Origin of the sequence: uncultured Lamprocystis sp., from assembly GCF_903933125.1 — a bacterium.
In the GTDB taxonomy this organism is placed as follows: Bacteria; Pseudomonadota; Gammaproteobacteria; order Chromatiales; family Chromatiaceae; genus Thiodictyon.
In genome coordinates this window covers 1-9,928 of the sequence record NZ_CAIZIZ010000498.1, presented here as the reverse complement: position 1 = coordinate 9,928, position 9,928 = coordinate 1, and the positions used below count along the sequence as shown (strand labels likewise).

At 62.5% G+C, this 9,928-nt stretch carries 9 protein-coding genes; 4 read left to right on the top strand and 5 right to left on the bottom strand.

From position 1 onward, the window contains the following. Nucleotides 1–261: 261 nt before the first annotated feature. Nucleotides 262–2,052, top strand: coding sequence for an aspartate--tRNA ligase (aspS, locus tag QZY03_RS27170; RefSeq protein WP_295586664.1), 1,791 nt, complete (start codon nucleotides 262–264; stop codon nucleotides 2,050–2,052). A 111-nt stretch (nucleotides 2,053–2,163) separates the two neighbouring features. After that, complete coding sequence (gene nudB / locus QZY03_RS27165; protein WP_295586667.1) at nucleotides 2,164–2,604, top strand: dihydroneopterin triphosphate diphosphatase; 441 nt, start codon at nucleotides 2,164–2,166, stop codon at nucleotides 2,602–2,604. Nucleotides 2,605–3,212: 608 nt separating this feature from the next. Here nudB and QZY03_RS27160 read toward each other — a convergent pair. The 4 genes from QZY03_RS27160 to QZY03_RS27145 form a co-directional block, all read right to left on the bottom strand. Further along, the gene (locus QZY03_RS27160; RefSeq protein WP_295586661.1) at nucleotides 3,213–3,860 is read right to left on the bottom strand and encodes a gamma-butyrobetaine hydroxylase-like domain-containing protein; all 648 of its coding nucleotides are present in this window, start codon (nucleotides 3,858–3,860) and stop codon (nucleotides 3,213–3,215) included. 106 nt (nucleotides 3,861–3,966) lie between these two features. Next, nucleotides 3,967–4,140 (bottom strand): type II toxin-antitoxin system HicA family toxin, encoded by a 174-nt coding sequence (locus QZY03_RS27155; protein WP_295586658.1) that lies wholly within the window; start codon nucleotides 4,138–4,140, stop codon nucleotides 3,967–3,969. Continuing rightward, nucleotides 4,137–4,328: a type II toxin-antitoxin system HicB family antitoxin gene (locus QZY03_RS27150; protein ID WP_295586655.1), complete on the bottom strand. Its 192-nt coding sequence runs from the start codon at nucleotides 4,326–4,328 to the stop codon at nucleotides 4,137–4,139. Before QZY03_RS27150 ends, QZY03_RS27155 begins: the two co-directional genes overlap by 4 nt. Before the next feature lie 26 nt (nucleotides 4,329–4,354). Continuing rightward, on the bottom strand, nucleotides 4,355–4,948 hold the full coding sequence (locus tag QZY03_RS27145; RefSeq protein ID WP_295586653.1) for a hypothetical protein: 594 nt from the start codon (nucleotides 4,946–4,948) through the stop codon (nucleotides 4,355–4,357). A 591-nt stretch (nucleotides 4,949–5,539) separates the two neighbouring features. Between QZY03_RS27145 and QZY03_RS27140 the strand changes: the two genes are divergently transcribed. Then, nucleotides 5,540–6,160 (top strand): NAD(P)H-dependent oxidoreductase, encoded by a 621-nt coding sequence (locus QZY03_RS27140; RefSeq protein WP_295586651.1) that lies wholly within the window; start codon nucleotides 5,540–5,542, stop codon nucleotides 6,158–6,160. 4 nt (nucleotides 6,161–6,164) lie between these two features. Further along, nucleotides 6,165–8,087 (top strand): monovalent cation:proton antiporter-2 (CPA2) family protein, encoded by a 1,923-nt coding sequence (locus QZY03_RS27135; RefSeq protein WP_295586649.1) that lies wholly within the window; start codon nucleotides 6,165–6,167, stop codon nucleotides 8,085–8,087. 148 nt (nucleotides 8,088–8,235) lie between these two features. On the opposite strand, the gene QZY03_RS27130 is transcribed toward QZY03_RS27135, so the two are convergent. Continuing rightward, nucleotides 8,236–9,423, bottom strand: coding sequence for a trypsin-like serine protease (locus QZY03_RS27130; RefSeq protein WP_295586648.1), 1,188 nt, complete (start codon nucleotides 9,421–9,423; stop codon nucleotides 8,236–8,238). Between the last annotated feature and the right edge of the window lie 505 nt (nucleotides 9,424–9,928).

Genomic DNA, 9,928 nt, shown 5'->3' with positions numbered 1-9,928 from the left:
CTGCGCTTATCCACCCTACGAAACCGGCTCCGTTGTAGGGTGGATAAGGCGCGCCGCTCGGTCTCGGGGACTCGGCACGGCGGTCGCGCGCGCCGCATCCACCAGAGGTCGCGCGGTGCCGCCCAAATTTGGAATTGCTGGTGCTGCATGTTGCAACTTGCGCTGCCGGTAAGGGGTCGGTATTCTGATCGGTTTTATCCGGGCGACTCCTGAGCGCTCTGGACGGTTATTTACGGGTTCTGCAAACGGGGCGATCGGCTCATGCGCACGCATTACTGCGGGGAATTGAACAGCGGCCATATCGGACAGACGGTGATTCTGTGCGGTTGGGTGCATCGGCGCCGCGACCACGGCGGGGTCATTTTCATCGATCTGCGTGACCGTGACGGTCTGGTCCAGGTCGTGCTCGATCCCGACCGGGCGGAGGTCTTCAAGCGCGCCGAGCAGGCCCGCAGCGAGTATGTCCTCAAGGTCGAGGGCCGCGTCCGGCCGCGCCCCGAGGGGACCATCAACCCCGATCTGCCCACCGGCGAGATCGAGGTCCTGGGCACCGGGCTCGAAATCCTCAACGCGTCCGAGACCCCGCCGATCCAGCTCGATACCCATGTGGCCGACGCCTCGGAGGAAGTGCGCCTGCGCTACCGTTATCTCGACTTGCGACGGCCCGAGATGCAGGAGCGGCTGCGCACGCGCAGTCGGGTGACGCGCATCCTGCGCGGTTATCTGGATGACCAGGGCTTTCTGGACATCGAGACCCCGATCCTGACCAAGTCCACCCCCGAGGGCGCCCGCGACTACCTGGTCCCCAGCCGCACCCACCCCGGCGAATTCTTCGCCCTGCCGCAGTCGCCGCAATTGTTCAAGCAGTTGCTGATGATGTCGGGGATGGATCGCTATTATCAGGTCGCCCGTTGCTTCCGTGACGAGGACTTGCGCGCGGATCGTCAGCCCGAGTTCACCCAGCTCGACATCGAAGTCTCCTTCATGACCGAAGATGCGCTGATGAATCTCATGGAGGAGATGATCCGGCGGGTGTTCAAAGAGGTGCTGGACACCGAGCTGCCCAACCCCTTCCCGCGTCTGGCCTACGCGGAGGCGATGAGCCGCTTTGGCTCCGACAAGCCGGATTTGCGGGTGCCCCTGGAGTTGATCGACCTGGGCGATCTGATGGCCGGGGTGGACTTCAAGGTGTTTGCCGGTCCGGCGCAGGACCCGGCGGGCCGTGTGGTCGCGCTGCGCCTGCCCAAGGGCGGCGAGCTGACCCGCAAGGAAATCGACGAGTACACCAAGTTTGTCGGCATTTACGGCGCCAAGGGTCTGGCCTACATCAAGGTCAACGACTGGTCCGCCAAGGGCCGCGAGGGCTTGCAGTCGCCGATCGTCAAGAATCTCACCGACGCTGCGATCGACGGGATCATGGCCCGTACCGGCGCCCAGGATGGCGACCTGATCTTCTTCGGCGCCGACAAGGCGACCGTGGTCAACGAGTCGATGGGGGCACTGCGCGTCCGGCTGGGCCATGACCGCGGCCTGCTGGAGGGGCAATGGCGCCCGCTGTGGGTGGTGGACTTCCCCATGTTCGAGCACGATGCCGCCAACCAGCGCTGGGCGGCCCTGCATCATCCCTTCACGGCCCCCAAGGAGGAGCAGCTCGCGCTGCTGGAGACCGATCCCGGCGCCTGCCTCTCCCGTGCCTATGACATGGTGTTGAACGGCAGCGAGATTGGCGGCGGTTCCATCCGTATCCATCGCGATACGGTGCAGCGCCAGGTCTTCAAGCTCCTGAATATCAGCGAGACCCAGGCCGAGGATCGCTTCGGCTTCCTGCTCAAGGCACTGCGCTTCGGCGCTCCGCCCCACGGCGGGATCGCCTTCGGTCTGGACCGGTTGGTGATGCTGATGACCGGGGCCGCCTCCATTCGCGATGTCATGGCCTTCCCCAAAACCCAGACCGCCGCCTGTCTGCTCACCAGCGCCCCCTCCCCGGTGGACGAGGCCCAGCTCAAAGAGTTGGGCCTGCGGCTGCGGGCGCGGGCCGAAGCCGGGGTTTAAGCAATGGCACTCGCGTCCGACGATCACGACCAACCGGCCGGTGCCGCCGCGTCCGGATTGGCGCTGCACGTGAGTGCCGAAATAGCGACCCCGCCGCAGGAGACCAGCACCATGACCCCGGCCGTCTATAAGCGTCCCCAGTCGGTGCTGGTGGTCATCTGTACCCGCGGCGGCGAGTTCCTGATGCTGCGCCGTACCCACCCCGGCCAGTTCTGGCAGTCGGTGACCGGCAGTCTGGCCCCAGGCGAGAGCCCCCGCTCCGCGGCCTTACGGGAGGTCTGGGAAGAGACCGGACTGCGCGTCGGCTCCGCCCTGATCGATCTCAAACACTCGGTCTTGTTCCCCATCGTGCGTGCCTGGCGGGCACGCTATGCACCCAATGTTTGCTTCAATCGGGAATATTGGTTCGCCCTGGTGCTGGAAACCCGCCGGATGATCCGGCTCAATCCGCTCGAACACCTGGAGTACCGCTGGCTGTCAGCCGAGCGGGCGGCGCACCTGACCGGCTCATGGACGAATCGCAACGCCATCCGGGCCTTGGCGGGCTGCTGAGCGGGCTTTCCGGAACCATCGGAGCTGACGGATGGCTGACCGCCCCCGTTTGGCTGACCGCCCGGACATCGTGATCGCCGGCTGCCCCAAGGCCGGCACCACGGCGCTCGCCACACCTCGCCGGGCACAGCCAGGTCGCGCTCATCGAGCCGAAGTAACCGCATCGCTTCTCCTGGGGGCTGGAGCCGGATTTGCCCGCGCGGGCACGGGGCCAACGCCCTGAGCGCCCAGGACTATGCGGCAGGCGTGGCAGCGGCGCGCCGCCGCGGACGCCTAGTCATCGACGCCAGCACCAGCTATACCCAACCCGCCGTGATCGAAGGGACCGCCCGCCGTCTCAAGGAGGCCGCGTCCGGCTGAAGCCTCGACCTCCGGTCTGTTGTGCGCGTGCATGTTGATCCGGGCTGCCCCTAAGTAACGAGTCAAGTTCGGAAATTTCTTGACAGGATTAACAAGATTTACAAGATTGAAAATGAATAACATCTTGTAAATCTTGTTAATCCTGTCTAGATGTATTGGCTTCGGACGCCCCGTGCTGTTCGGGACCGCCCGCTACGGCGATTTCTGTCACGTAGGGGCGACTTAAGTCGCCCCTACCAGTCGGTAGATCAGAGCAAATCCGGCGTGGCGGGTGCCGTCGGTGAGGTGGGCACCAGTCCGATCTCGTCGCCGTCGTGGAGCTTGGTGAAGCCCTCGGTGAACTGCTTGTTGACGGTCACCCGCACCCGCTGCGGGGTGAACAGCACCGCGGCGCCTTTTTTGCGCGCCCCCAACCACTTGAGCAGGGCGTCCACGTCCGTCACCGCGGCTGGTACGATCACCTGGTCGGACTCCTTGCGCATCTTCTTTGCCAGCCAGGAGAAGTAGAGCAGCCGCACCCGCTTGTCCCCCTGATCCGGTTCCCGGCGCTGGTAGCCGATCTGCTCCAGTCGCGCCAGATAGTCCGCCCAGTTCTGCGCCTGATCCCGGCCCAGGGTGTAGAGGGTGTCCCAGGAGTAGATGCTGGTGTCGTGACCGTCGTCGAAGCAGATGCGCACGGCGTACTGGCCTTGCGGCTCGATGGCCGTGATGTTCACGCCCTCCTTGCCGGTGACGGGTTGCGGTGCGCTACGGACCTCCGCGGCGCGGGAGAAGACCCGCAGATATTCACACGGCAGTTCAAACAGGGCGCCGTCGTCGAAGCCGATGGTGAGCACGCGCGACTTGGTATGCAGATTGATCTGAGTGGGGTGGCGCTGGGTCGGTTGGTCGGTCATCGGGCGTGGACTCGCGGCTGGTGGGGGAGGCTCGATCGATCAGGATACGGCAGGTCGACGCTGGCGGCATCCCCTGGTCTGGTCGGACGTACGATTCAGCTTTGAATTAGCTTAATTTTTTTAGAATGTGCATTGCAAGATGTTCGTTTATTTCGACATGCCGCGGTACGGGTTGAGATTCTCCAGTCTTCGGATTCTGATACCAGTCGTGCCTGCCGCCGTGGCGTAACACGACGCAGCCCATTTGTTGTAACCTGGCGACGAGTTCGCGCCTTTTCATGCGACCGCGAGCTCTCCGACCCGGCGTACAGAAGGAATGGCGCCGCTCGTCATTTCCTGGTAAATATCCTTCAGGTTTTCCTGGAGATCCTCCAGCGTTTTACCTTGTGTCATGTAATCTGGGTATTCTTCCAGATACCCAAGCCACATGTTTTCATCTTGCCAATACCGATACTTGAGAACTGTCATTGCCTGCCCCTACTGGTTGCAACCTGTTACCTAGACAAGGGCTCTGCCCTTTTTTCCGACCCCTTTTTCCGCTTTTCCTGTTTTCTCGCATTTTTCTCGGCGCCTTTTTCTCTTTTTCCTTTGGGCTCATCAATAGCCAGGCGGGACGGGGACGCGGCGCCAATTATTTCCGGGACCATTAGCAAGGCCGCCACCAGGTCCGGTTGACAAACCACCGCCGGGACCGGTTGAAAGACCGCCACCGGGGCCGGTAGATAGTCCGCCGCCGGGACCTGTCGAAAGACCGCCGCCAGGGCCGGTCGATAATCCACCACCGGGGCCTGTTGAGAAACCGCCACCAGGACCGGTAGATAGTCCACCGCCAGGTCCCGTTGAGAGACCGCCGCCAGGACCAGTGGAGAGACCACCACCAGGGCCGGTAGAGCATGGCCCTCCCGGTCCGGTAGAACCAAGACGAAAGCCGTTTTGTTGTAGCCAGTAGCGAGACGTGCTGCGATTTTCAGATTATGCCCATTGAGAAGCTGCAGAAAGGCGGTTGCCAAGTTTGCCCGGTGACCACGTGGCTGCAGAGCCATAGCTACAAGTGCAAGTTCATTTTGGGTAACTTCCTTGCTATGCATATTAAACATGCAATCCGATAGTAGACATGCAAAATGCTCATCTGAGTTGCCTAACGAATAAACGTTTATTGGACTAATCCGATCCTGGCACGGTGCTCGCTGCGGGCGCGGTCTTCTTTAGAGATAGTGAATGGAATCCCCGAGTCCAGGGTCGCCGGTCGGTGCCGGGTGGTATCGCAGCACGTGGGCGACGCTCGGAGCGAGGCAAAGCGGGCATCCGAGGGGGCCGCGGGGCTGACACGAGGGCGCTTCTGCGTCGATTGTAGACTATGTTCCAGCGAGTGGGCGAGCGCAAGCGCAGGCCGCGCGCGGCCTGTCTAACCCTCTCCTCTCCGCTCAGCGTCATCACCTTGTGGCGACTGGCGTCGCGGTCGTCCTTGTAGCGCAAGTCCACCGCGTCGCCTTCCTCATTGAAATCCAACAGGCGACTGTCCGACAGCGCGATGCGATGGTCTGCTTGCCAAGCGTCGGCCTCTTTGCCCAACAGCGTTCCTTGGGTAAGCTGCGAACTGGTTAGTCATATCGTATCAGGTGTCCGCCATGCCGTCGCACGAACCACTTGCAGCCAGTCCGGGCCGAACCGAGGTCGGCGTGACCACTGACCGACGGCGCATCCTGTGTCTGTTCGCCCATCCGTCGATCGACCGCTCCGAGGCCAATCGTCCGCTCTTCGCGGCGACCGCGGCGGTGGCGGGCGTGACCCTGGTCGATCTCTATGCGGAGTATCCGAGCGGCGAGATCGACGTCGATCGGGAACAGGCGCGCCTGCGCGGCCATGATGTGATCTGCTTCATGCACCCACTGTATTGGTATTCAACGCCTTCGATCTTCAAGGAGTGGCAGGATCTGGTGCTGGAGCACGGCTTCGCTTACGGTGTCGGGGGGACGGCGCTGCACGGCAAGCTGTTCTTCAACGCCTTGACCGCCGGGGGCCCGGAGCAGGCCTACTGTGCCGCCGGCTATAACCACTTTACGATTCGTGAGCTGCTATGCCCGTTGGAACAGACCGCGCGCCTGTGCGGCATGGTCTTCCTGCCGCCCTTTGCCTTGTTCGGCGCCCGGACCGCGGTAGATGAGGGGCGCATCGGCGCGCATGTGACCGACTGGGTGCGGGTGCTCGAAGCCCTGCGCGACTATCGGCTCGATCTGGCGGCGGCCTTGCCGCTGACCAAGCTCAATGCCGACCTCGACGCCATTCTCCTGGAGCCCTGAACCGATGGACGGGATGCTGTTTCACGCCTTCATCTATCTGGCTGCCGCGGTGCTGGCGGTGCCCATCGCCAACCGACTCGGCCTGGGTTCGGTGCTCGGCTATCTGATCGCCGGCATCCTGATCGGGCCGACCCTGGGTCTGGTGGGGGCCGAGACCGAGGAGGTCCAGCACGTCGCCGAGTTCGGCGTGGTGATGATGCTGTTCCTGATCGGCCTGGAACTGGAGCCCAAGCTGCTGTGGGAGATGCGTGCCCGGGTCCTGGGGCTTGGGGGCTTGCAGGTCCTGATAACCGCGGTGCTGATCGCCGCCGCGGCGCTGTTGCTCGGTTACCACTGGGGTCTGGGGTTGGCGATCGGCCTGATCTTTGCCATGTCGTCGACCGCCATCGTGCTTCAGACCCTGGGTGAGAAGGGGTTGACCCGAACGGACGGCGGGCAGGCGAGCTTTGCGGTGCTGCTGTTTCAGGACCTCTCGTTGATTCCCGTGCTCGCCCTGATTCCGCTGTTGGCCGCACCGGGTCTGAGTGGCTTGTGGGCGGCGGGTCCGGGCGGATCGGGCGCGGGTGCGGCGCACGGCGCCATCAGTCTGGTGGTTGGCCTGCCGGGTTGGGGTTATGCCCTGGTGGTGCTGGGGGCGGTCGCCCTGGTGGTGCTCGCCGGCCACTATTTATCGCGCCCACTGTTCCGTTACATCGCGGAGTCCGGGTTGCGCGAGGTCTTCACGGCCAGTGCGCTGCTGCTGGTCATCGGCATTGCGCTCTTGATGACCTTGGTCGACCTGTCGCCCGCCCTCGGGACCTTTCTGGCGGGGGTGGTACTGGCGAACAGCGAATTTCGCCATGAACTCCAATCGGATATCGAGCCCTTCAAGGGATTGCTGCTCGGATTGTTCTTCATCACCGTGGGGGCGGGGATCGATTTCGGGATCTTGTCCGCGCATCTCGCCACGGTGATTGCCCTGACCCTCAGTGTCATGTCGCTCAAAATGGCCGTGCTGCTCGGGCTCGCGCGGCTGTTCCGGCTGCAGCCCGGTGACCAATGGCTGTTTGCCTTGGGGTTGGCTCAGGCCGGCGAATTCGGTTTCGTCTTGCTGGCGTTCAGTGTGCAGAACGCGGTCATCCCGGCGGAACTCGCGCGGATGCTGTCATTGGTAGTGGCGCTGTCCATGCTGCTGACTCCGGCGCTCTTCATTGCCTATGACCGGCTGATTGCTCCGGCATTGCGCACCGGCAGCGCGCCGGCGCCCGACAGTATCGATGAATTGGGAACCGTGGTCATCGCGGGCATCGGCCGCTTCGGTCAGATCGTCAACCGGCTGCTGCTGGCGAGCGGCGTGCGCACCGTGGTGTTGGACAACCGTGCGGACCAGATCGACCTGCTGCGCAAGGTCGGGATCAAGGGCTATTACGGGGATGCCTCCCGCCCGGATTTGCTGCATGCGGCCGGCATTAGCCAGGCGCGTCTCTTCGTCATCGCCATCGACGACCAGGATCGGGCGGTGAAGATGGTCGAGCATGTGCGTCGCACCTATCCGACGGTCAAGATACTGGCCCGTGCGTTTGATGTCAGGCATCTGTATCTGTTGCAAAAAGCGGGTGCGGATCTGGTGGTGCGGGAGGTTTTTGACAGCTCACTGACCCTGGGCGTTGCGGCCCTCAAAGCCCTGGGCATGCATCCCTTCAAGGTCGAGCGGATGGCCCGGGCCTTCCGCCGTCACGAGGCCGAGGGTTTGACGAGCATGTACGACCTGTGGGACGAGAACCCGGATATCGCCCGCAATCTGGTCCTGCAGGCACGCATCCGTGAACACGTCGGTTCCCTGCAGGACGCGCTGAACTCGGATCGCCTGCAATTGCACGACCGCACCGAACGCGGCTGGACACCGCCGCCACGGGGTTTCAACCGCGAGTTGGACGGGGATGAGTGAATCTGGAACCTGGCACTGGGACCTTCAAGGGCGTGCGGCAAACATCTCGATTCGGGAGATGGCTGAGGAACGGTTCACCAATAAGAAGGGGCCTGGCTGGTGTGCCAGGCCCCGAGGATACGCTGCGATAGCGGCGTAGACTCAGCGGTCAGCAACCGCGAGCGGTGCAGAGCGGAACGATATTGTTGCTGTTGAACCTGGCCCCGTATATGTTCGGCTGGTTGACATAGAGACCGGAATTGACGCTGTTGGTCTGACCACTAACGACGGACGGCTTATAGCCGACCAGCCATGAACCGCCGCTGATGCCGGGACCCCAATTGCAGCCCATACCTAAGGTCTCAGTGGTGTACTGGAAGGTTTCCGCGACACAGGCGCGCAGGTATTGCCCCGGGCTGGGGATCGAGGCGAGGTTATAGTCTTGGGCGGGATAGCCGCTGTTGAACACTATCTGGGTATAAGACGCGTTCCACAACCGGCCGGCATAGCCGACCGCGGCGTTCAGAGTCTGCCCGGCGGAGTTGTTGTTCATGGAGCAGACCGCCACGTCATGCCGGGTCCAGGTATTGATGCTGTAGCTCCCCGTCAGGTTCATCCAACTAGTGAGAATCGTGCACGCCTTTGCCGAGAAGGTGCCATAGGGAGCCGTGCCGTTGCGGTAAGCCGGCGTGAAGACCCAGTTGCTGTACCAGGTGTTCGCCGTCGAATCGTATACGCAATGAGCGGCGGTGACGATATTGTTACCGCTGATGGCGGTTGCCGAGCAAGACGCGCCACCGCCCGGAACATTGAACGTCAGTTTGCCCATCCACCGGTGGGGATAGACCGTGGCGAGCGCCGTCACCGTGCCGACATCCCATGACATATAGACGCCAGCGGTTCCAGCCATGAAGTCCGTGGGGCTCTCCGTGCTCAGATCGGAGTCCAGGGCTTCGCTTTCCGCCAAGGCATCCCAATCCGCGGCGAAGGCGGCGCGCGCCAGGTCGGTGGCGCCTGGTGCGGCTGCACCGGCCGGCACGGCTTCTTCCGGCCCCAGTGCCGCTATCTCATCCAGGGCGGCGGCGTCGATCGCACCTGATCCGGTATCGATCGCGAACGCCAGCGCCGGCGCGTCGGCAACCCGCTGACGGGTCCAGTAGGCTGAAGCAGCGGCTTGTTTTTTCGGTGAGATGGCGAGTGTGACGGTTGGCGATTGGCCGCCAGTCTGCTGGCCGCCGCCCGCGCCCGATCCAGCCCCGCTGGATGCCGCGATTGCAGAACACGAGCAGAAGATGGCCAAACTGACTCCTGCCGCGTGCAGGGAACCATCCAACAGACGCTTTCCTTGGGTGTTCATTACCGATTTCCTCAATGGACGATCATTGGGTTGATGACGGCTTCCTGATCAAGGTCCGCGAATCGGACTGTGCGGACCGCCTGACTCCATAGGCTCTCGTGCCCAGGGCGCCGCCGCGGCCACAATGATTTCACAAACCGACTCTTGTCCGAGCCTGGAGTTGCGGTGAGCGTTATCCGCGACACCGCGATCTCAACTTCGTTGGACCTAGCTAGAGTATAGGGTAGTTATGCAAGAGCGTTCGTAATTCGAGAACTGCGTCACAGTTTGTCAGGACTGAAGTTTCCTGTTTTCAATTTATAGAATAGAGTTTTCTAATAAATAAAAAATCAACCGAGGTTTTTATAAATATTCAAGTAGATCTGAACTGAAGTTTCCTGTTTTCAATTACGCCACGAGCCGCATAACCGCGGCGATCAGGGGATTTTGCGTCGGTTTGTTGGCCCCCCCGCAATCGCTACCAAAACCCTCCCCGCCGAGCTCCTGTGCGAGCCGGCGCCGCAGG

Excerpts from the sequence above, each read along its gene's own strand:
- aspS (WP_295586664.1), top strand. The coding sequence starts at position 262 with ATGCGCACGCATTACTGCGGGGAATTGAACAGCGGCCATATCGGACAG.
- nudB (WP_295586667.1), top strand. The coding sequence starts at position 2,164 with ATGACCCCGGCCGTCTATAAGCGTCCCCAGTCGGTGCTGGTGGTCATC.
- QZY03_RS27160 (WP_295586661.1), bottom strand. The coding sequence starts at position 3,860 with ATGACCGACCAACCGACCCAGCGCCACCCCACTCAGATCAATCTGCAT.
- QZY03_RS27155 (WP_295586658.1), bottom strand. The coding sequence starts at position 4,140 with ATGAAAAGGCGCGAACTCGTCGCCAGGTTACAACAAATGGGCTGCGTC.
- QZY03_RS27150 (WP_295586655.1), bottom strand. The coding sequence starts at position 4,328 with ATGACAGTTCTCAAGTATCGGTATTGGCAAGATGAAAACATGTGGCTT.
- QZY03_RS27145 (WP_295586653.1), bottom strand. The coding sequence starts at position 4,948 with ATGCATAGCAAGGAAGTTACCCAAAATGAACTTGCACTTGTAGCTATG.
- QZY03_RS27135 (WP_295586649.1), top strand. The coding sequence starts at position 6,165 with ATGGACGGGATGCTGTTTCACGCCTTCATCTATCTGGCTGCCGCGGTG.
- QZY03_RS27130 (WP_295586648.1), bottom strand. The coding sequence starts at position 9,423 with ATGAACACCCAAGGAAAGCGTCTGTTGGATGGTTCCCTGCACGCGGCA.